At 41.1% G+C, this 21,095-nt stretch carries 19 protein-coding genes; 12 read left to right on the top strand and 7 right to left on the bottom strand.

The window, feature by feature from the left end; all coding sequences use genetic code 11:
* Positions 1 to 87: 87 nt before the first annotated feature.
* Entirely contained in the window at positions 88 to 1,770 is a 1,683-nt protein-coding gene (locus FR932_RS16730) for a flagellar assembly protein A (RefSeq protein ID WP_019442561.1), read from the bottom strand.
* Positions 1,771 to 2,251: 481 nt separating this feature from the next.
* On the opposite strand from FR932_RS16730, the gene rplY reads away from it, so the two are divergent.
* Entirely contained in the window at positions 2,252 to 2,539 is a 288-nt protein-coding gene (rplY, locus tag FR932_RS16725; RefSeq protein WP_019442560.1) for a 50S ribosomal protein L25, read from the top strand.
* Positions 2,540 to 2,621: 82 nt separating this feature from the next.
* Here rplY and FR932_RS16720 read toward each other — a convergent pair whose 3' ends face one another.
* Positions 2,622 to 3,131 (bottom strand): class I SAM-dependent methyltransferase, encoded by a 510-nt coding sequence (locus FR932_RS16720; RefSeq protein ID WP_019442559.1) that lies wholly within the window; start codon positions 3,129 to 3,131, stop codon positions 2,622 to 2,624.
* Positions 3,132 to 3,140: 9 nt separating this feature from the next.
* Positions 3,141 to 3,530 carry a SirB2 family protein gene (locus FR932_RS16715; RefSeq protein ID WP_019442558.1) on the bottom strand — a complete coding sequence of 130 codons (390 nt, stop codon included), beginning with the start codon at positions 3,528 to 3,530 and terminating at the stop codon, positions 3,141 to 3,143.
* A gap of 216 nt (positions 3,531 to 3,746) precedes the next feature.
* Here FR932_RS16715 and FR932_RS16710 point away from each other — a divergent pair, with 216 nt between their 5' ends.
* Together FR932_RS16710 and FR932_RS16705 are read left to right on the top strand one after the other, a co-directional pair.
* The gene (locus tag FR932_RS16710) at positions 3,747 to 5,786 is read left to right on the top strand and encodes a protein-disulfide reductase DsbD family protein (protein WP_019442557.1); all 2,040 of its coding nucleotides are present in this window, start codon (positions 3,747 to 3,749) and stop codon (positions 5,784 to 5,786) included.
* A 215-nt stretch (positions 5,787 to 6,001) separates the two neighbouring features.
* Complete coding sequence (locus FR932_RS16705) at positions 6,002 to 6,367, top strand: nitrous oxide-stimulated promoter family protein (protein ID WP_019442556.1); 366 nt, start codon at positions 6,002 to 6,004, stop codon at positions 6,365 to 6,367.
* Here FR932_RS16705 and FR932_RS16700 read toward each other — a convergent pair.
* Positions 6,348 to 7,178 carry an NAD(P)H-binding protein gene (locus FR932_RS16700; RefSeq protein ID WP_019442555.1) on the bottom strand — a complete coding sequence of 277 codons (831 nt, stop codon included), beginning with the start codon at positions 7,176 to 7,178 and terminating at the stop codon, positions 6,348 to 6,350. The genes FR932_RS16705 and FR932_RS16700 overlap by 20 nt on opposite strands.
* A 96-nt stretch (positions 7,179 to 7,274) precedes the next feature.
* On the opposite strand from FR932_RS16700, the gene FR932_RS16695 reads away from it, so the two are divergent.
* From FR932_RS16695 to FR932_RS16660, 8 genes are all read left to right on the top strand, one after another.
* The gene (locus tag FR932_RS16695) at positions 7,275 to 7,745 is read left to right on the top strand and encodes a hypothetical protein (RefSeq protein WP_019442554.1); all 471 of its coding nucleotides are present in this window, start codon (positions 7,275 to 7,277) and stop codon (positions 7,743 to 7,745) included.
* Between the two features lie 170 nt (positions 7,746 to 7,915).
* Positions 7,916 to 9,862: a DNA topoisomerase III gene (locus FR932_RS16690; protein ID WP_019442553.1), complete on the top strand. Its 1,947-nt coding sequence runs from the start codon at positions 7,916 to 7,918 to the stop codon at positions 9,860 to 9,862.
* A gap of 150 nt (positions 9,863 to 10,012) precedes the next feature.
* A complete protein-coding gene (msrP, locus tag FR932_RS16685) occupies positions 10,013 to 11,035 on the top strand; it encodes a protein-methionine-sulfoxide reductase catalytic subunit MsrP (protein WP_019442552.1) in 1,023 nt (340 codons plus the stop codon).
* 2 nt (positions 11,036 to 11,037) lie between these two features.
* Complete coding sequence (msrQ, locus tag FR932_RS16680; RefSeq protein ID WP_019442551.1) at positions 11,038 to 11,625, top strand: protein-methionine-sulfoxide reductase heme-binding subunit MsrQ; 588 nt, start codon at positions 11,038 to 11,040, stop codon at positions 11,623 to 11,625.
* Positions 11,626 to 11,783: 158 nt separating this feature from the next.
* Entirely contained in the window at positions 11,784 to 11,957 is a 174-nt protein-coding gene (locus FR932_RS16675; protein ID WP_019442550.1) for a periplasmic nitrate reductase, NapE protein, read from the top strand.
* Between the two features lie 39 nt (positions 11,958 to 11,996).
* A complete protein-coding gene (gene torC / locus FR932_RS16670; protein ID WP_019442549.1) occupies positions 11,997 to 13,190 on the top strand; it encodes a pentaheme c-type cytochrome TorC in 1,194 nt (397 codons plus the stop codon).
* 13 nt (positions 13,191 to 13,203) lie between these two features.
* Positions 13,204 to 15,717 carry a trimethylamine-N-oxide reductase TorA gene (gene torA, locus FR932_RS16665; protein WP_019628956.1) on the top strand — a complete coding sequence of 838 codons (2,514 nt, stop codon included), beginning with the start codon at positions 13,204 to 13,206 and terminating at the stop codon, positions 15,715 to 15,717.
* 126 nt (positions 15,718 to 15,843) lie between these two features.
* Positions 15,844 to 16,413, top strand: a complete 570-nt coding sequence (locus tag FR932_RS16660; protein WP_240532430.1) for a YaeQ family protein — start codon at positions 15,844 to 15,846, stop codon at positions 16,411 to 16,413.
* Between the two features lie 112 nt (positions 16,414 to 16,525).
* Here FR932_RS16660 and FR932_RS16655 read toward each other — a convergent pair whose 3' ends face one another.
* Complete coding sequence (locus FR932_RS16655) at positions 16,526 to 17,437, bottom strand: DUF808 domain-containing protein (protein ID WP_019442546.1); 912 nt, start codon at positions 17,435 to 17,437, stop codon at positions 16,526 to 16,528.
* Between the two features lie 112 nt (positions 17,438 to 17,549).
* On the bottom strand, positions 17,550 to 18,932 hold the full coding sequence (locus tag FR932_RS16650; RefSeq protein ID WP_019442545.1) for a DEAD/DEAH box helicase: 1,383 nt from the start codon (positions 18,930 to 18,932) through the stop codon (positions 17,550 to 17,552).
* 276 nt (positions 18,933 to 19,208) lie between these two features.
* Here FR932_RS16650 and FR932_RS16645 point away from each other — a divergent pair, with 276 nt between their 5' ends.
* The gene (locus FR932_RS16645) at positions 19,209 to 20,870 is read left to right on the top strand and encodes a hybrid sensor histidine kinase/response regulator (protein WP_019442544.1); all 1,662 of its coding nucleotides are present in this window, start codon (positions 19,209 to 19,211) and stop codon (positions 20,868 to 20,870) included.
* A 44-nt stretch (positions 20,871 to 20,914) separates the two neighbouring features.
* On the opposite strand, the gene FR932_RS21505 is transcribed toward FR932_RS16645, so the two are convergent.
* Entirely contained in the window at positions 20,915 to 21,061 is a 147-nt protein-coding gene (locus FR932_RS21505; protein WP_019442543.1) for a hypothetical protein, read from the bottom strand.
* Between the last annotated feature and the right edge of the window lie 34 nt (positions 21,062 to 21,095).

Here is a 21,095-nt window from a genome sequence, read left to right as displayed (position 1 = left end):
ACGCTCATACTCTATCAAAAAGGTCTAAGTCATTGTTGTGATTTAGGCCTTTTTAATTTCAATATGACGAAAGATGATTATGGTGATTTAGCCGTGGTTAGCATAGTCAAAATCAATTTGTTTATTGTTATGGACTACTCGGCAAGGGCCGTACTCACGTTGTGTAATTGTGGATGCCGAACCAATATTTAATGTCACATTATCAAAAATACATTTACCCACATCAATAAGGTGTACTTGGTAGTATTGCTCGAGTTCTAGCTGTAACTGTTGTAGTTCGATTTCATCATCCACCCGTTGTTGATTGAACCTATTTTTCGAATGCAGCATTTCTTTTATTTCTGTTACTACACCGTGATCGTGTTTCCATTTTTCTTTCGGTGGTAGGTTATTGATTTTAATCCACAGCGAATCATCCTCCTCAATCAATGCTTTTAACTCTAAGCTACGATCTTGAACTTGTTCGCGTATATCTTCTTCTTGCATCGCACAGAATATTTCAGTTTTCGTGCCTGAGGTCGCCCCTATGCTGACGACGTTAATACCATTGTTGGCGTTAACGCTACCACCGACGATATCGCCACGGCGGTTGAATCCATCATTGACTGTCAGTTTTCCCTTGGTATTCGTCACACTGTGTAACAATTGCTTGGTGATAGTGATATCACCTGTGGCAGTTAGTTCTGAATATTGCACAAACTGTGCGCGTATTTGGCCTTGTGCAGTGATCTTAGTCGCGAGTTCTTGGAAGTTGTCTTTACTGGTTACTTGACGTCCTAAAATACCTTTATTGACGATAACATCGCCTTCGGCAATTAAGGTCGCGGAATCAACGAAACCCATGACGGTAATATCACCAGTGCTTTGTACTATCATCTCGGCATCAACATCGCCAGTGATGAGAATACTGCCTTTAAACTTAATGTGGCCAGTACTGACATCGACATTTTTAATCGTCAATATATCATCTACTTGTAATATACCTCTAACTTCAACAACTTGGCCAGTCATGGTTGCAAGTTGTTGAAGTGGATTGTTGGGGTCAATACAAGTACCTGGACCTACTTGTAACTTGATATCTTTACCTGACTTTGGCAATAATTCTTTACCTAATAAATCGAATCCTTTAACGCCATCATCGGCAGGTATTTTTTCGATGAGCAGATCGTTTGCCTCGACCATCTCTATTTCACCTAGATTACGCATATCAACATTACCATCAGTTTTTAGCTGTGGTTGTAATAAGCGCTCTCGCGCTAAAGAGACTTGGCGTTTTAACTCCGCATTTTTACCATGGATAGGTAGTTGACCTTCGGCTGCGATAATCGTAATGTCTTGACCTGGAGAGAGTGCTGATAATTGCGTTAGTTGCGCCGCTATCTTTTGCTTATCAATACCAAGGTGGATCTTGTTATTGCTAAGTTCAGTTAAAATATCATCAATTGAAATTTGGTGTTCCCCCCAGCCTGCGGTTAAATTTATCTCTGCTTGCATGTTGTCTTTACTGAGTGATATTTCTATTTTGCAGCTATTACGGTCTGCAAGAATAAAAAGAAATTCTTCAGCGCCAGCACGCTTACCGGTAAGTTTATTTACTTGGGTGACAGCCTCTTCAAGGTTGGCAAGGATCGGCGATAATTGATTAAAGGGGTCAACATTGAGCAGGCTAAGCAAATTAGCCACTGTGAGTGGAGCGTGTTTATTTGGGATCAGGCGGACTTCGGCTTGATTATTGTCTTTACTTAGCCTAATTAATTCTGAGTCCAGCATGCAAGATCCTAAAATATTTGCGGGGCGTTAGTTTTTAGATTATAGCAGCATAAACTTAACCAAAAGTAGTATTAACTTATTGAAATAATCGGTTTAGTGATCTTAAACTGACTTTGATATTTAATCGGCTTATTATATTGCATAATGGTTGTGGCTAGTGTTTTGTGTTACTTATTCGTTTTTCAGTTGTTTTTTTTAGAGTTTTCGTATTGCCATTCCTACGGAGTATAGTGGATAATTATTAAAGTAGATTATAATTTATCTTATTTTGTGAGTTCGATTTATTCATCGAATCATCCTCTGTTTATTTCCCGCGTTATTTTTAGTTATGCGCATTTACTTGTTGTGTTTGTGTTGCCATGGTATTATCCGCACCCGTTAATTATACTGTTGTTGCCCGGTCGCAGGCAGCAGTTAAAAGACGCTTACTTATCTGGATTTTAGTCCAGATCTAAATATTACTACTTATTAGGAAAAGATTATGTCTTTCACTTTTGAAGCACAAGTACGTTCTGACCTTGGGAAAGGTGCGAGCCGCCGCCTACGTCACGCTAACAAATTCCCTGCTGTAATTTACGGTAAAGGCGAAGAAGCTATCTCTATCGAACTAGACCACGATACAGTTAACAACGCACAACGTAGCGAAGAGTTTTTCTCTTCAGTAATTACGCTTGTAGTTGACGGTACTGAAATGGCTGTTACTGTTAAAGCTATGCAACGCCACGCGTTCAAGCCAAAATTACAACACATTGATTTCATCCGCGCTTAATATCGGATTGTTATAATTGTGATAAGAGCGCCATGTTGATGATTCGACATGGCGCTTTTTTTATGGTTTCTTACAGACTATTTTATAATTTTCTACAAACGATCTGAGCAATTGCACGATCTGGATCTCGTTCAATGCCTTCGAAATAATGCAAACATTCCCAATCACTGAACATCTCTTTTAATTCGCCCAACTGTAATAAAAATGCATCACGGTTAGGTCGACCAAACTGCCTATTTTCAACGGTAAACGTTTCATAAATGACAATACCACCAGAGCATACTGCTTGCTTGATATCGTTAATTAACGGGCGATGTAAATACCGAAATACCACAACGCCCTGATAGCTGTTGGGTTGCAATTGTTGTTGACCATCTTCAAAGTCAACTTGCCAGCAGTTCTTGGCATCGGTGCTAGGCACCGCCGCTATACTGGTTAATGCAGTTTGGTTTTTATCAGCAAAAATAGTCGGTATTTGCTGCTGTTGCAAATACAAACCATTGCGGCCAGTACCACAGGCTAAATCTAATACTGGTTTGCCTGTACGTTGAAATAACTTACCGTATTGCTGTAATAGTACTGCAGCTGTCATAGGAAACCTTTAAGCGATTGCTAACCATGACATGACATCATGGCTTTTAGCTACGCCAAGAATGTAAGCGAAGATAGCGATGGCGATAACACTTGCCCATAAACGGATCACGGCCGTTTTACCACGTTTAATCGCGATAGTACCAACAATGATATAGGCGATAAGTCCGATTAATTTGGCCGTTAACCAAGCATCTGTAAACGGGTATTGTTGGATTGTCACCATTAAATGACCTGCTAATAGAATAAGCAGAGTATCAATGATGTGCGGTAATATTTTGATTACTTTATTTTGTAATAATGCCGATTCTGAAACCGATAAAATTGAACGAAAAATAAAGAAAGTGATACTCAGGTAAGCCATGCCCATGTGCATGTGTTTAACAAATGCGTAATCCATTGTAGTTGCCTATTGTAAAAAGTGATGTGATAAAATTAACTTAATGTTAGATAAATTAAATATCTAACTGAGTTCGAGTGTTAGTGATTTTTCGTGAGAAGTATATCTAATTCTGGCGGAGTTAGATAATGAATGAAGTTAACATGCATTTTTAATGTCATATATTTAGATGCTGATTTAAGATAACCACAGTTTAAAAAATTGGGAATTGACCGAATGCGATTTTATATTTTAATTTGCTTATTACTTTCTTCTGTTGCTTCTGCACAGCAAAGTAATAGCGTATCTGATCCCGCTGCAAAAGTGGCTACTGCGCAGTTATTATCGACTGCGAACGGCGTTAATGGCGCTACAGTGTTATCAATGGGCTTAAAAATAATATTAGATGATGAGTGGAAAACTTATTGGAGTTCGCCTGGATTAGCGGGGGCGCCGCCCAGCATTGATTGGCAAGATTCTGAAAATTTAGCCAATGTAGAATGGCTGTGGCCTATACCCCAGCGCATGATGGTATATGACATTGAGACATATGGTTACAAGCATGAAGTTATTTATCCACTGCAAGTGACGGTGGAAGACCCGAGTAAAGCGCTAACGCTGCAAGCTAAAACGACAATGCTAGTATGCCGAGAAGTGTGTATTCGCGCCCAAGTTAATCTTACGTTGAACTTACCGGCGACAGATCCCAGTATAGATAAAGCATCAAGCGCGCAGTTAAAAGCTTATGTCGGAAATGTCCCTGTGGATATCAGTGCTACGCCAGCATCATTACAACAGCTTGGCTGGGATAGTCAGTCATCACAATTAGTGATTGAAGTAGCTGGGCTTACGGAGCCTGTTGTGGATGGTTTTGTTGAAGGTGTCGACTTTACTTTGTTTAGCCGTCCAGAAATAACCCAAAAAGAGGGGGTGACACGACTCATTATGGCTGTCGAAGATATGGCTGGAACGCCTGCTCGACTCGAGCCTGATCAATCGCTAAAAGTGACGCTTACTTCGATGCAAGGTGGGATTAGCTTTACTGATAATATTGCCCCAACGGCCATTGAGCAAACGCTACCAAGTTGGATCTACATGTTATTGCTGGCGATTGCTGGTGGTTTCATTCTTAATTTAATGCCGTGTGTCTTACCGGTATTGTCGATTAAGTTATTAGGGGTGGTTGAATCGGTTAGTGAATCTAATGCACAACGACGGGTTAATTTTTTATTAAGTGCTGCTGGTATCTTTGTCGCCTTTTGGCTGTTGGGGTTGTTGTTTATTGGCCTAAAATACTTCGGTATTGGTTTTGGTTGGGGCGTGCAATTCCAGTCGGCGACATTTTTGTTGATTATGATCCCGGTGTTGGTGTTATTTGCTTTAAATTTATTAGATAAGTTTGATGTGCAGTTGCCGCAAAGTTTAATGGATAAAATATCAGGTTCCAATAAAGGGCATTTTTACCAAGGTATCTTTGCTGTGTTATTAGCAACGCCATGTTCAGCACCTTTTTTAGGTACCGCTGTGGCGTTTGCATTAGCGGGATCTGGTTGGCAAATTATGGTGATATTCAGTGGTCTTGCTTTTGGATTATCATTACCGTACTTACTGATTGCGATTTGGCCGAATAGCGTCAAAATCATGCCTAAGGCGGGGCTGTGGATGATTCGTTTTCGTCAATTCTTAGCGGCGTTATTATGCGCCACATTAGTCTGGTTAGTTTGGTTGTTACAAGCACATTTAACGATGCTGTTGTGGACGCTATTTAGTTTGCTAATTTGCGCTATGGTGATCTTATTGATTGTGAGACCTGGCCCGCGAGCGTTAGTCACTACGTTCACAGTGTATTTGTTGTTAGCGAATACTATTATTTTGTCTCCGGCATCGGTAGCTGAGTTCTCTGGTGAAAAAATAGCGTCGACCTCTGCAATAAAGTGGCAAGTATTTGAGCCGGAAAAAATTGCTGGCTATATCGCAGAAGGAAAAACAGTGTTTATCGATATAACTGCTGATTGGTGTATTACCTGCGTGGTGAATGATCGTGCGGTATTGCAACGTAGTGATATTATTAAGCTGTTAAATGCTGACAATGTTGTGGTGATGAAAGGTGACTGGACCAAACCGGATAAACAGATTGAGACTTATTTAAAACGTCATGGCCGTTACGCAATTCCTTTTAATCAGATATTTGGTCCGGCATTACCACAAGGTAAATTATTACCAGAGCTGTTAACAAAAGAGGCTGTGACGGTCGGATTAGCGCAAGCTGGACAATAATTAAGACAGTTTGTTATATCATTATGGCGAACATTGTGAGGCTAGGCAAAAACGAATGCAAACTAAACGCATCAAACTTTTTGTCTTGCAGTTCGATATTTTTGCTGTTCTAATTGCGCTCTTCTGAATTTATACAAGATTAATTTTATTGTTTAGCGATACTTTAATGTGCTCGATAGTCATGTTGAATTGCTAATAAATAGAATAGATATACGATGAAAACAGTCACTGAAACTTTAGCGCACCCACGTTTAAAACGCGAAATGCGCCTGCAAAATGCAATGATCACTATGTATTGTAAACAGCATCATGTTTATCAAGGTAAAGTGTGTCGAGAATGCGACCGTCTACAACAAATGACGGCACGTAAATTGGCATTTTGTGAGAGTGGTACAGAAAAACCAACCTGCGCAACTTGTACAGCAGTATGCTATACCCCTGTTGTTTCTAAGCAAGTCAAGACTATTTATCGTTGGGGGCGAGCGCGCATTTGGCTACGCCACCCCATTCTTATGTCGCTTTATCTCGTTGACAGTATTAAACCAAGTCAAATGCCAAAGCCTAAATTACTAAATCTGTAGCTGAGTTATGCTTGAATTGATAATTTAGTTGCTGCTTTAATTTATCGTTGGCAATGATGCAATTTGGTTTACTGTTGTCGTCACTAAAGCTTGGGATGGTGATGCCAAGCTGCTTAGCTCCTTGCTGATAAAAGACTTGTCTGCTGGCATGTTGATCGCTGCAGGCATTCAATATTTCTCCCCAACATTGCTGTTTGATCACCGCTTGGATCACGCCTATTGCATCGTTTTGATGGATTAAATTTACCGGTGACTTACCGGCATCAAAGATATGCCCGCTAGTGCTTTTTTTCGATAAGCTGCGTGTTGGATTTCTATCCTCACTGATTAATCCGGCAAAGCGAATAATCGTGTACTCAACATCCTGTTGCTGTTGTATCAACTGTTCTGCCGCGTACACGGTACTGCTCGGGTTTAATGGCGCCGTTTCTGCTAGTGCATTATTGGTTTTTTGATAAATACTAGTAGAGCTGACAAAAATAAATTTACCCACGTTATATTGTTTTAACATGAGCAGTAATTGCTTTATTTGAACTGCCAAGGGACTATTGGCATGATTACCTCGGCTAGCAGGGAGTAGGCAAATCGCAATATCTTTATTGGCTAATAAACCTTGCCAGTCTCCTTGAGGTTCTTCGCTAAGGGTCGCGCTAACCGCAGGGACCCCGGCTATGGTTAAACTTGCGGCTTTGTCTATATGGCTACAACTTACCGTCAGCGGATAATCTTGTGATAATAGCTGCTGTGCTAATGGTTTTCCTAACCAGCCCGCACCTATGATGGCTATTTTTGGAAGTGTATCTTTGCTCATATCAATTGCCTGTATATCAAGTTAGATACAAGCGTAACTATTTTCGGTTATAATAGCGATTGATAATCTGTCGTTACTTAAACTAAAGAGAAAACCATGAGTAGATTTATAGATAGCTGGGCTATCGTGCATATTGATGATTCTTACAATGCATCAGTATTAGGTAGCAGAGGCACTAAGCTACATTGGTGTAATGGCCGTGAAGAAGCTATCGAGTTTATTTATGACGAGTACCTAGATATCTTAGCGGATACTGGTGAGATGGATGGCGAGTTAGTATTTGCCGCTAAACAGCGTTTTAAAGTGTTGCAAGCACAAACCAATTCAGTTGAAGAATGGATTGAACACATTAACGAATTAACTATTGATTTACGTCATATTATTTGGTTCGGCAGTATTGCTGATATGGCTGAATTAAACAATGATTTTGCTTGTGCAGTACGTGAAGTGTATTGGGAAGAGTTTGGCGAATATGATGAAAATGATCCAAGTGCATACGTGCCTGAAGACGAATGGCTTAACCTTTCTGAAGCACTGGTTGAATATTTAGGCCGCGCAATCGTTTAAGTTGATAATGTTACTGACAAGAATAGATTTACGTATCAGGTTTCACTGCACAGGTTTACACTGCATAGGTTAATCTATTCTTACAGCCCCCTCACTTTAAGTCATAGACTTACACCGCAAAATTAGCTACATTAACTGTTTATTCATACAGTTTAAGTTATCGTCTCATCATGAAACTCTACATCGCCGAAAAACCCAGCCTTGGTCGTGCTATTGCCGACGTATTACCAAAACCGCATAAGAAACAGCAAGGTTATATTGAGGTGGGTAATGGCGATGTCGTGTCTTGGTGTATTGGTCACTTACTCGAACAGGCTGAGCCTGACGCCTACGATGACGCTTATAAAAAATGGCGTTTAGAACACCTACCAATTGTGCCTGAGACTTGGCAATTAAAGAAGAAACCGAATACCAGTAAACAGCTGACTGTATTAAGAGGCTTAGTGAAAAAAGCCACGAGTCTTGTGCATGCGGGCGATCCGGATAGAGAAGGGCAGTTGCTGGTAGATGAAGTGATTGAATTTCTGAAAACCCCTGCGAAAAAGAAAAATACCGCCCAGCGTTTGCTCATTAGCGATCTTAATCCAGCCGCTGTAAAAAAAGCGTTGAATAACTTGCAGCCTAATAGTGATTATATTCCCTTGTCTGTTTCAGCACTAGCACGCTCGCGAGCGGATTGGCTCTATGGTATGAACATGACCCGTGCTTATACCTTACAAGGTCAAAAAGTCGGTTATCAAGGGGTATTGTCTGTAGGGCGGGTACAAACCCCGATTCTTGGTTTGGTGGTGAGGCGTGATATCGAGATCGCCAATTTTGTCAGTAAGCCTTTCTATGAAGTATTGGCGCATCTACAAACCCAACAGCAAGAAACATTCACCGCCAAATGGAAACCGAGCGAAGCTTGTCGTCCATATATGGATGAAGATGGCCGCGCGTTAGTGAAAAAATTGGCTGAAAATGTCGTCAGTCGTGTCCAAGGGAAAATGGGTGAAGTGACTAAACTGGAAAAGAAAAACAAACAACAAGCAGCGCCGCTTCCTTATAATTTATCATCATTGCAAATTGACGGGGCGAAGCGTTTTGGTATGAGCGCACAGCAAGTATTAGATACCTGCCAAGCATTGTACGAACGCCATAAACTCATTACTTATCCACGTTCTGACAGCCGTTATTTACCCAAAGAACATTATGCTCATCGTGGCAGTGTAATTAAGGCGATTGCCAATACAAGCAGCTCATTAAATCAAGCAGCGGTGAATGCCGATCAGAGTTTACGCAGTAAAGCGTGGAACGATGGTAAGGTGGAGGCGCATCATGCCATTATCCCCACCGAAAAAAGTAGTAACGTAGATCGCCTTAACAGCAGCGAGAAGAATATTTATGAATTAGTCGCAAGGCAATACTTGTGTCAGTTTTATACGGCTTATGAGTATGCCGACACGGTGGCTGAAATCACCATTGCTGGTGGACTGTTTATTGCTAAAGCGAAAATGACCTTAAAGCTGGGCTGGAAAGTATTGTTCCCTAAATCAGCGGCAAGTACGAATAAACAAACAGACGCTGAGAAAGAATTAGCTGCGCAACTCCCCACCATCAAAAAAGGCGAACAAGTATTATGTCAGCAGGCTGAATGTATTGAGAAGCAAACTCAGCCGCCAAAACATTTCAGTGATGCAACCTTGCTTGCGGCGATGACGGGGATCTCTCGTTATGTACAAGATAGCGATATTCGTAAAATATTAAAAGATACCGATGGCTTGGGTACGGAAGCAACGCGAGCAGGGATTATTGAGTTGTTATTCAGACGTAATTTCTTAGTGCGTAATAACAAACTAATTTTAGCCACAGACGCAGGAAAAGGCTTGATAAATGCGTTACCTGAATCGGCTACTTTGCCGGATATGACGGCGCAATGGGAGTCAGTGCTTGATGGCATCAGTAAAAAAGAAGCCAGTTATCAGCATTTCATGGGCGGATTACTACAACAATTATCAGGCATGATAGAGCAAGCGAAAGCGACACTGCCCGATGGTTTGCGTGGCCTTTCGAGTGGTAAACCTGCAGGACGTAAATTTAAGAAAAAGCCAGCAGCGAAGCGTAGTTACAAAAAATAATAACGTTAAAATGAGCCTAATTTTTGTATTAATATAAGCTGAAGCTAGATTTATATAAAATTGTACCGTGATTGTGATAATTCTGTGATGAACAATTTGTGTAAATAGACCATGATTACTACATGGGAAGTTAACCAAGCAGGTAACGGAATGATTATTAAGTCTAAAAACAAATCTCAAGCAAATGAAAATGATGTTATTGCGGAACCGGTCTATCAGCAACGTCGACAATTCCTCAAAAAACTCGGCCTTGCGGGTGTGGGACTGGCCGCTGCGACTCCTGCGCAAGCAAGCATCTTTGATATATTTTCTGGTGACAAGAGCAAAGCTGGTGGACAGGCGTTTGTACAATCGCCGCTGAGATTAACCGGCAGTAAAGATTACGCTGATGGTGAGATTTGGACACCAGAGAAAAAAGTACTCTCACATAATAATTTTTACGAGTTTGGCACGGCTAAAACCGACCCGCAAAAAAATGCCCAGGACTTTAAAGTCGAACCTTGGACGTTAACCATTACTGGCGCAGTTGAAAAAGAAATTACCCTAGGTTATGACGATTTATTTAAAGTCGCAGACCTGGAAGAGCGTATTTACCGTATGCGCTGTGTTGAAGCGTGGTCGATGGTGATCCCGTGGACAGGTTTTTCGTTAGCGGAAATTATTAAAAAAGCCAATCCGACTTCAAAAGCCAAATATGTCGCGTTTGAAACCTTATACGATCCGCAACAAATGCCTGGTCAAGCATCGTCATATCTTGGCGGTAGTCTGGATTGGCCATATGTCGAAGGGTTACGTATGGATGAAGCTATGCACCCGTTAACTATGTTGTCAGTGGGTACATTTGGTAAAACCCTAGCGCCGCAAAATGGTGCGCCAATCCGTTTGGTGGTGCCGTGGAAATATGGTTTTAAAGGCATTAAATCCATTGTGAAAATCCATTTGTTAGAACAAGAACCGCCAACGACTTGGAATCGTCTTGCCTCTCGTGAATACGGTTTTTATGCCAATGTAAATCCTGCTGTGGATCACCCGCGTTGGAGTCAAGCATCTGAACGCCGTATCGGCAATGGTAGTATTTTTAGTTCGAAGCGCATTAAAACATTACCGTTCAATGGCTATGCTGAAGAAGTGGCGAGTTTATACCAAGGTATGGATCTGAAGAGGTACATCTAATTATGCCAGTGCTAACCTATAAAAGAGTGCCTTATTTTAAGGCCTATATTCATGTACTGGCTATTATGCCGCTGGTGTATCTTGGGTTAGCAATTGACGCCGATGCATTGGGCGGCGACCCTGTGCAAGCGGTGATCCATTTTTTAGGTAAGGGCGCGTTAAATTTACTGGTATTAACATTGGTGATCTCACCGTTAGCAAAGCGCTATAAAGAAGGTTTATTGATCTCGACACGGCGCCTTATTGGCTTATATTGTTTCTTCTATGCAAGTCTGCACTTAACGGCGTTTGCCTGGTTAGATTTAGGCTGGGATATCGCCTTACTGTTTCAAGAGCTGGTCAAAAGGCCGTATATTTGGCTTGGCATGATCGCGTTTGTTATTTTACTCTTACTCGCGCTAACGTCGCCGATGTACGTTCGCCGTAAAATGCAGCGCAATTGGCAAAAATTACACAATCTTATTTACTTAGCTGCGCTACTAACGCCGCTACATTACTACCTTTCGGTTAAATCTGGCTGGATTGAACCTGCTTTATATACGGTATTTATGGTCTTTCTCCTGCAATTGCGACGAAAAAAACGTGACTAGGCGTATCGCAGGTTAATTTTACCCGAAATTGGCTATTCCTTTATAAATAGTTTGGAAAATAATATTTTCTTTGATCTGTTGCAATTTATCTTTCTTGACCATACTTTACACTATCCTAAACTCTAATCTAGAGATCATCATTTCTGCAGGAATTTTAGATGAAACAACAAACAAGTAATATAGAGACCGAGAAAGTTGAGAAAAAAGGTGAGTGGAAACTATTTGTTTTCCTAACTGTCTTCTTATTCCCAATTCTCGCAACTGTTAGTGTATTTGGCTATGGTTTTGTCATTTGGATGAGTCATATCCTTTTTGGCCTACCAACACATTAATCAAATTACTCAACTAATCATTATCTAGGTATTACTATAATGAAAAAATTATTTTCTATGATCGCTCGTTCTTGGGGCGTTTTCAGCAAACCAAGTAAGCATATCTCGTTAGGTGTTATTACTTGTGGCGCTTTCATTGCTGGTGTTATTTTTTGGGGTGGTTTCAACACTGCGCTAGAGGCAACTAACACCGAAGCATTCTGTATTTCTTGTCATAGTATGGAAGAAAACAACTATAAAGAAATTCAAAGCACGATCCATTGGTCTAATCGCAGTGGTGTTCGCGCTACTTGTCCTGATTGTCACGTACCGCACAAGTGGTCAGACAAAATGGCTGCTAAAGCTCGTGCAAGTAAAGACGTATTTGGTTGGTTATTGGGAACTGTTGATACCAAAGAAAAATTCGAAGCTAAACGTTTGCACCTAGCACAAAACGAATGGGCGCGATTTAAAGCCAACGGTTCATTAGAATGTCGTAACTGTCATGACTATAAGAGCATGGATTTCACCAAAATGTCTGAAAAGGCACAAGTGCAAATGCGTGGCGCAGCTGAACGAGATCAATCTTGTTTAGATTGCCATAAAGGTATTGCTCACCATTTACCAGAGATGGATACGACTGCTATCAGCGAACTGGGTAAAATGGCTAAAAACCTAGAAGGCCATTCATTTGAAATTGGTAAAGAGTATTACTCTCTAGTACAAACGCCACTTTATAAAGATGAAAAAGAAACTGAGTACCTCGGTGTATTAACGCCTGCGACCAAGTTTAAAGTAATTGCAGAGTCTGGTGATCGTTTAGAAGTTGAATTAGTGACTTGGCATAAAGCCAAAGGTTACGGTCGTGTATTGTACTTTGATTTTGCTAAAAATATTGTTCAAGCAACATTGTCAAAAGAAGCGTCACAAGATGAATCCCTATTCGTTCGTGGTGATAAGCGAGAAGATGATTTAACTGGTCTACCTTGGGAACAAGTAACGTTCACACTATGGGTTGATAAAAAAGGTTATGAAGAAAACCTACAAAATATTTGGGACTATGCGAAAGGCGCTTACCAAACAACGTGTAGTGTTTGTCATACCCAACCAGCTGAAGCACATTTTGATGCAAATACTTGGGTTGGTATGTTTGCCGGCATGCAAGGTTTTGTGAACTTAGATGGTGATACACATGATGTTATCTTGAAGTATCTACAAAACCATTCATCTGATTACAGCAAAGATGCTCACTAATTCAAAGAGAAGTATGACTATGTTTAATAGAGACAAAAAGTCTAATAAAGAAAATGTATCGGTAAGTCGTCGCTCCTTTCTAAAAGGGGTGATGGCGACATCTGCAGTTGCTGTGATTGGTCCTAGCTTATTGGTACCAAATACAGCAAGCGCGGCTACTATGGCTGAGCGTGCAGAATGGAAACTAACGGGTTCGCACTGGGGTGCGTTCCGTGCCAAGATCCATGGCGGTAAAGTTACAGAAGTTAAAGCGTTTGAATTAGATAAGTATCCAACTGATATGCTGCAAGGCATTGAAGGTATTATCTATAGCCCATCACGTGTACGTTACCCTATGGTGCGTTTAGATTGGTATCTAAACCGTGAGAAGAGTGACACAAAACAACGTGGTGATAATCGTTTCATCCGTGTTACTTGGGATCAAGCATTAGACATGTTCTATGAAGAATTAGAGCGTGTTCAGAATACTTATGGCCCATCAGGTCTACATACAGGCGCAAATGGTTGGCGTGCAACTGGTCAACTACATAGCTGTGGTAGCCACATGGCACGTGCGATCGCAATGCACGGCGCATCAGTAAAAGATGTAGGTGACTACTCAACAGGTGCTGGTCAAACAATTCTGCCTTACGTACTTGGCTCGACAGAAGTATATGCACCAGGTACATCATGGCCATTGATCCTAGATAACAGTAAAACGATTATCTTGTGGGCGACGGATCCAGTGAAAAACCTACAAGTAGGTTGGAACTGTGAAACACATGATAGCTTTGAATACCTCGAAGCATTAAAAGACAAAGTAGCAGAGAAGAAAATTCGCGTGATCAGTGTTGATCCAGTGAAGAATAAAACACAAAACTTCTTGGGTAATGAACACAGATACATCAATCCACATACTGATGTACCTTTCATGCTTGCTGTTGCACATACGATGGTAAAAGAAGATCTGCATGATCAGAAATTCTTAGACACTTATGCATTAGGTTTCGATGAATTCTTGAAATATGTGCAAGGTGAAACGGAAGATAAAGTTGAGAAAACGCCAGAATGGGCGAGTGAAATCTGTGGTGTCCCAGCTGAAGAGATTCGTGATTTTGCCCGTTTAATTACTAATGGCCGTACACAGTTATTATTTGGTTGGTCAATTCAACGTCAGCAACATGGTGAGCAACCTTATTGGATGGGCGCTGTACTTGCTTCAATGATAGGCCAAATCGGTCTACCTGGTGGTGGTATTAGTTATGGTCATCACTATAGCTCAATTGGTGTGCCGACTTCAGGTGCCGTTGGCGCGGGGGCATTCCCACGTAACCCTGATTCAGGCAAGCCTATTCGCCATACCAGTAAAGACTTTAAAGGTGCAAGCTCAACGATCCCGGTGGCGCGCTTTGTTGATGCACTGCAAAATCCAGGTAAAGTGATTGATGCTAATGGCTCAAAAATCACCTTCCCTGATATCAAAATGATGGTATTCACGGGTTGTAACCCTTGGCATCGTCATCAAGATCGTAACAACATGAAAGCAGCATTCCAAAAACTGGAAACTGTTATCGCGATTGATTACAACTGGACAGCAACGTGTCGTTTCTCTGATATCGTGCTACCGGCTTGTACGCAGTACGAGCGTAACGATTTAGATATTTATGGTTCATACCGCGCGAAAGGTTTGTTGGGTATGAAGAAGCTAGTTGACCCACTATTCCAATCTAAAACTGACTTTCAGATCTTTACTGAACTAACGAAACGTTGGGGCAAGAGTAAAGACTATACTCAAGGTAAGAGTGAAGTACAGTGGTTAGAGCAGCTTTATAACGAATCTAAAACAGCCAATGCTGGTAAATGGGATATGCCGGACTTCCATGAATTCTGGAAAGAAGGTTACTTCCACTTCGGTGATGGTGAGAACTGGACGCGTCATGCTGACTTCCGTGAAGACCCTGAAGTTAACGCATTAGGTACGCCTTCTGGTTTCATTGAAATCTACAGCCGTAAGATTGCACGTTTTGGTTATGAGCACTGTAAAGGCCACCCAATGTGGTTTGAGAAAACAGAACGTTCACACGGTGGTCCAAAATCAGCTGAATTCCCAGTATGGATGCAGTCTTGTCACCCGAATAAACGTCTGCATTCACAAATGTGTGAATCAGAGAAGTTCCGTGCTACTTACACCGTTCAAGGTCGTGAGCCAGTTTACATGAACTCTGCAGACGCGAAAAAACGTGGTATTAAAGATGGCGACATCGTACGTGTATTCAATGACCGTGGTCAGTTGTTAGCGGGTGCTGTAGTTGATGATAACTACCCTGTGAATGTTATTCGTATTGAAGAGGGTGCTTGGTATGGTCCTGAAGACGAAAGCATCGGTTCACTTTGTACTTATGGCGATCCAAACAACCTAACAATCGATATCGGTTCTTCTGAACTTGCGCAAGCAACGTCAGCGAATACATGTCAGGTTGAGTTTGAGAAATTCAAAGGCAAAGCACCTGCTGTTAACTCATTTGGTGGTCCAAAAGAAGTTGTTTAATGGTGTAAATATACATTAATTAACACTTGTTGATTAAGCCTAGTAAGCCGTATTTTGTGAAAGCAATATGCGATTATTAGGCTTTTTTTTTACCTTAAGCTTTCTTGCCTTAAAGACTGGTGTATCATGCCTGTCATATCCCCTTTATTAGTGAATCCCATGGCTTTAACGGCAACGATTTTAAAAGCAAAAGTATCTATTGTTGATCTCGACAATCATGTTTACCTTAATGATATCCCGCTAACTCTTGCGCAACACCCTTCCGAGAACGATAACCGTCTAATGCTACGCTTATTAGCCTGGATGTTAAATGTGGATGCAGAAGCACGTTTAAGCTTTACTAAAGGCCTCGGTGAAGATGAAGAACCGGATATTTGGTTTAAATCGGATATCGGCGTGATCGAGCAATGGATTGATTTAGGTCAGCCATCGGACAAGCGTCTAAAGAAAGCCAGTAATCAAGCACAGAAAGCAACGATTTATACCTATGGCGGTCGCAGTGCTGGATTATGGTTTAAGAAAATTAAATACAGCGCTGATAATTTATCAATTCAATATATTGATGATGAAACTGCCGAGCAAATGGAAAAGCTATATAGCCGTAATATGGAGCTACAATTGATGATCCAGGATGGCGATATTCAAGTGTTATCTGGCGAAACAAGTATTAGCATTAAACCTGAAGTGTGGTGTTAGGCAGTCGATTAGATGAAACTAATGAGTAGCGGCGTCGTACAATGAAGCTTTGTTATTCAGTAGTTGTTAAGGTCATTATTACCTTAACAACTACCATTAAAAATGCTCTTAGTCAGGCTCTTAATTTTTGTACACCACTGACAACTAACAAGACAATAAAACCAGCCAACAATCCGACTAAGCCATCGATCACAATCGGAGCAAGAGTACTGGCTACCACGTTATGTGCGAATGTTTCTGGTAGCATCGTTAGTAGCGAATGAACCACATCATGAGAGCCCGGAATACTGTGCAACACGATACTGCCACCGACTAAGAACATGGCCACCGTGCCGATTACGGCTAATGAGCGCATTAACTTGGGTGCAAAAGTAAGTAAGCCATTACCTAAATAGTGTTTTAGCGTTTTTACTCGGCTGTTATTAACGAGATATAAACCCACATCATCCATTTTGACGATACCCGCGACCAAGCCATAAACACCAACAGTCATGAGCAGAGCGATCAAGCTGACCACGGTTAATTGGGTGGCTAATGATTCAATTTGTACTGTGCCTAGGGCTATTACAATGATCTCGGCGGATAAGATGAAATCGGTACGAATAGCGCCTTTGACTTTTTGATTCTCGAACTCTTCAACGGATAATCCGGCCAAGGCAGCATCGCCCGTATTATTTTCATGCTCGGGTGCTGACTTAGCGTGATGCAGCTTCTCGGCACCTTCAAAGCATAAAAATAAGCCGCCGATAAGTAACAGGGGGGTAATTAACCAAGGAGCTATTGCGCTAATGAGGAGTGCGGCGGGCACTAAAATCGCCTTGTTCTTGAAAGAGCCTTTGGCGACCTTCCAAACCACGGGTAACTCTCGTTCGGCACTGACGCCTGAGACTTGCTGGGCATTGAGCGCCAGATCATCGCCTAGTACGCCTGCCGTCTTCTTTGCAGCGACTTTTGTCATCAGTGCGACATCATCCAATACTGATGCGATGTCATCGAGTAGGGCGATTAAACTTAATCCTGCCATGGTTGCTCTCCCGTGAGCTTAACGATGTTATACGTTTCTTTATAAAACAGTATAAACAAAAAGAATCAACCAGTATAAATAAAAAAACCTGCTCGGGAGCAGGTTTTTAGGATTAATCTTCTTCGCGACCATCGTCGATGATTTCAGCTCTTGGCTTTCTCTTCATTGGTGCAAAACCGCTATCTACGGCACTTGCCATTGAATCGCGCATTGATTGTTTCTTATCTTGTTTCGGCGCTGTATTCTGCTTGTGCTTCGGTGCATTCTTATCACCTTTACGCGTTAGCTTCGTTGGGCGACCTTTATTACTTGCAGGTAAACGTTTCTTCGCTGGTTTTGGTTTAAGACCTTTAAACTTAGCTTCAAAACCTTCTAACATAGTACAAGTCAGTTTTATTTTTAAGTAGCTTTCTATCTTACCAAATGAAGTCCAATCTTTCGGACTTACAAGTGAGATTGCAATACCGCTTGCACCAGCACGACCCGTTCGACCTGTTCGGTGAATAAAGTCTTCTGGGTTAATTGGTAAATCAAAGTTGATCACATGGCTTAATGTACGAATATCAAGACCACGTGCGGCAACATCCGTTGCCACTAATACTTCAACACGGCCACGACGGAAATCTTCTAGCGTACGTTTACGTTGATTTTGTAACATGTCACCGTTAATAGAGGTGGCATCAATACCATTATCTACTAATAGTTTTGCTAGACGTTCTGTATCTGATTTTGTCGCCGTAAAGACTAACAGTTGGCGATAATCTTCCGTTTTTGCAAGATGAACTAATTGCTCTTCTTTGTGTGTTAAGTTGTCAGAGAAATGCAGACGCTGTTCAATTTTTTCATGTTGATCGTTTGAGCGGTTAATCTCAATACGTTCTGGAGCACGTAATACTTGGTTACAAATATTGGCAACATCAACGTGCTCTAGTGTTGCTGAGAACAACATCGTTTGACGCTTTACGTTTGGCGCGCTGTTTGAAATTGCAGATACGTCATCACGGAAACCCATGTCTAACATACGGTCAGCTTCATCTAACACAAGGAATTCTAAGTGCTCAAGTGAAATTGATTTTTCACGGATATGATCAAGTAGACGACCCGGTGTTGCAATTAACACTTCAGGGTTTTTACGCAGCAATTTTTCTTGATGCTGGAATGACTCACGACCAATAATCAATTGGATTTGATAATCTAAGCTCATGCCCAAGTGTTTCATATTGGCGTGCACTTGGATCGCAAGTTCACGCGTTGGCGCCAAAATCACGGCACGTACTGCACGGTGTTCGAAACGACGCTGCTTTAGCATACGTTGTAATACAGGCAGACCGTAAGCGATAGTTTTACCACTACCCGTTTGCGATGTAGCCATGATGTCACAGCCACCTAAAATAAGTGGAATAGCTGCTTCCTGCACCTCTGTTGCTTGTTCAAACCCTAAGTGTTTGATTGAACTGATTAAACGTGGGTCGATACCGAAATCTTGAAAGCGCAAAGAAGCTACCTCTTAAATAGAATTGAATAAATATAATTGCTAGAAAGCATTTCTGGGGCAGGAACTATATAGGAGCATAGCCAAAATTCCAACCACATTTTTCTAGTCGATGTTTACTATTGTACAGCATAAATAGAACTGACTAGCAGAAATAAACCATTATCCTCTTTAAAAGCTGTTGTTGATTGAATTAAAGCGAAAAATATTAGATAGTTAGGCAAATTTTTTAATGTTAGCTAGATTTATTACATAGCAAGTAATAAGGATATATTGGTTATGCGGGCAGTCAAGGTCGATTCAAATAAGGTTGTATTACAGCATTCTTTGTACAACAAGATACGCACATTATTATTATTCATGTTAGTGCTTGTTGTGGGGGGAATGTTTGTCGCTGTAGAGGTAACAAGCCAACAAGCTGATGCACAGCAAGTCGCTGCATTCACATCGTTAAAATTTAATTTATTATGGATCACCTTACCACTACTGCTTCTGTGCTTATTCATCTCGAAACTGGTATTGAGTAGATTACTCACAAAACCATTGGTCACGCTGCAAGTTCGATGTCAGCAAGCTATTGATGAAAAAGAAAATCAGCCGACCTTTTTATGTTCTCCTTATATTGAACTAGACGGGTTAATTAGTTTAGTGAATAAAGCGCTTGAACAATCAGCCGCTACTAAGATAACAAAACCGTTATCAGGGCAGTCTAAGCAGCAATTTGTGGATAGCTTAAGTAATGATATCAGAACGCCATTGAATAGTATTTTGGGTACTGCTGAGTTGTTATGTGAAATGCCACAGAATACGAAATCAGTAGAGTATTTAAAATTAATGAAACAATCAGCAAGTCACATGTTAATGCTGCTTAATAATGTGGCTGACTATTCAAAAATAGAATCTGGAAATTTAGAGTTAAGTGACGAGCGCTTTGACTTGTTGGAAATTCTTGATCAGGTATATACCTCTTTACGTCCCTTGGTTCATCATAATTTACGTGTCCGTTTTAGTCTGGATTACCCTGAAAACTTACATCGATTTTATATAGGCGACCCGACAAGGCTGCAACAGGTTCTGGTCAATTTAGTTGTTAACGCATTAAAATTTACCGACCGTGGTTTTGTTGAACTGCAAGTACGTGGCACCAATTGTAATAGTAATAATAGTAATCGTAATAGTAGTAATGGTAGTAATGGTAGTAATGGTAGTAATAAGCTAGCTGATCTTGTCTTCACCGTTAATGATACCGGTATTGGAATACCTGTGACCAAATTATCACGCTTATTTGATGCCGACGATTTATCACATAATCATAAGGCCAGTGAGTTACCTAGCGGAGGATTAAGTTTGGTCATTTGTTCGCGATTGATTAATTTAATGCAGGGGACATTACAGGTTGATAGTACGTTAGGGGAAGGCGCTAAATTTACCATCAATCTTAGCTTGCCACGTGTTTATCCTTTACGGGCTCAGCATATAGTTGGGCGTAGTGATCTAGTATTAGCTAAATTAATCGGCCTTAAGGTCTTGTTGGTCGAAAATCATAAAATTAATCGGGTTGTGCTGCAGCAGACTTTAAATCAATTACATATGCAGGTCGTGACCGCCAACTCGGGTATTGAGTGTTTAGAACTGGTCCAGAAACATCAATTTGATCTGATCTATGTACAGGTGCCTGGTGAAGATGGTTTGGCGACGATTAAACTGATCAGGTCTGGCGATTCAAGTAATCTGAAAACACCCATTATAGCGTTAACCGAAGACCCGCTTGAGTTTAATCTAGCCAAATATGAACAAGTTGCAATAGAGGGCTGTATTAGCAAGCCAATCTCTAAGCAGGCTTTAACTGATGAGAGCGTAAGGGTCTTAGGGTTTGAAGAATCACAAGCCAATGTCGTGCAGGCCATTAACAAAAAGTATAATGTGGCGAGCGAAGAGTAGCTGTTAGGTTTTAGTTACTGCTGACAATATGCTGTGGGGCTCGATTAGGCAACCATCATGCTTTTTAGAGCCAGTTGATCGGTAATATCTAGGTTCAGTTCCTCACAAGCTTCTTCAAATGTTTTACCTAAGTGGCAAATATACATTTCAATCGCGATAAGGTGATTTTGTAATGCTTGTTGCTGTTCCATGATAATTATCTCCATCAGTGTTTATTCGCCGTTT

Origin of the sequence: Moritella marina ATCC 15381, assembly GCF_008931805.1 — a bacterium.
GTDB classification, from domain to species: domain Bacteria; phylum Pseudomonadota; class Gammaproteobacteria; order Enterobacterales; family Moritellaceae; genus Moritella; species Moritella marina.
Note: the sequence above shows the minus strand (reverse complement) of the source record. Positions and strands in the feature narration are given on the sequence as shown.

Bases quoted from the DNA above. Each gene is read 5' to 3' on its own strand.
- FR932_RS16720 (WP_019442559.1), bottom strand. From the start codon at position 3,131: ATGACAGCTGCAGTACTATTACAGCAATACGGTAAGTTATTTCAACGT.
- FR932_RS16705 (WP_019442556.1), top strand. From the start codon at position 6,002: ATGAAAACAGTCACTGAAACTTTAGCGCACCCACGTTTAAAACGCGAA.
- FR932_RS21505 (WP_019442543.1), bottom strand. From the start codon at position 21,061: ATGGAACAGCAACAAGCATTACAAAATCACCTTATCGCGATTGAAATG.
- FR932_RS16710 (WP_019442557.1), top strand. From the start codon at position 3,747: ATGCGATTTTATATTTTAATTTGCTTATTACTTTCTTCTGTTGCTTCT.
- msrQ (WP_019442551.1), top strand. From the start codon at position 11,038: ATGCCAGTGCTAACCTATAAAAGAGTGCCTTATTTTAAGGCCTATATT.
- msrP (WP_019442552.1), top strand. From the start codon at position 10,013: ATGATTATTAAGTCTAAAAACAAATCTCAAGCAAATGAAAATGATGTT.
- FR932_RS16655 (WP_019442546.1), bottom strand. From the start codon at position 17,437: ATGGCAGGATTAAGTTTAATCGCCCTACTCGATGACATCGCATCAGTA.
- FR932_RS16690 (WP_019442553.1), top strand. From the start codon at position 7,916: ATGAAACTCTACATCGCCGAAAAACCCAGCCTTGGTCGTGCTATTGCC.
- FR932_RS16645 (WP_019442544.1), top strand. From the start codon at position 19,209: ATGCGGGCAGTCAAGGTCGATTCAAATAAGGTTGTATTACAGCATTCT.
- FR932_RS16715 (WP_019442558.1), bottom strand. From the start codon at position 3,530: ATGGATTACGCATTTGTTAAACACATGCACATGGGCATGGCTTACCTG.
- FR932_RS16660 (WP_240532430.1), top strand. From the start codon at position 15,844: ATGCCTGTCATATCCCCTTTATTAGTGAATCCCATGGCTTTAACGGCA.
- FR932_RS16700 (WP_019442555.1), bottom strand. From the start codon at position 7,178: ATGAGCAAAGATACACTTCCAAAAATAGCCATCATAGGTGCGGGCTGG.
- FR932_RS16695 (WP_019442554.1), top strand. From the start codon at position 7,275: ATGAGTAGATTTATAGATAGCTGGGCTATCGTGCATATTGATGATTCT.
- torC (WP_019442549.1), top strand. From the start codon at position 11,997: ATGAAAAAATTATTTTCTATGATCGCTCGTTCTTGGGGCGTTTTCAGC.
- FR932_RS16675 (WP_019442550.1), top strand. From the start codon at position 11,784: ATGAAACAACAAACAAGTAATATAGAGACCGAGAAAGTTGAGAAAAAA.
- FR932_RS16730 (WP_019442561.1), bottom strand. From the start codon at position 1,770: ATGCTGGACTCAGAATTAATTAGGCTAAGTAAAGACAATAATCAAGCC.
- rplY (WP_019442560.1), top strand. From the start codon at position 2,252: ATGTCTTTCACTTTTGAAGCACAAGTACGTTCTGACCTTGGGAAAGGT.
- torA (WP_019628956.1), top strand. From the start codon at position 13,204: ATGACTATGTTTAATAGAGACAAAAAGTCTAATAAAGAAAATGTATCG.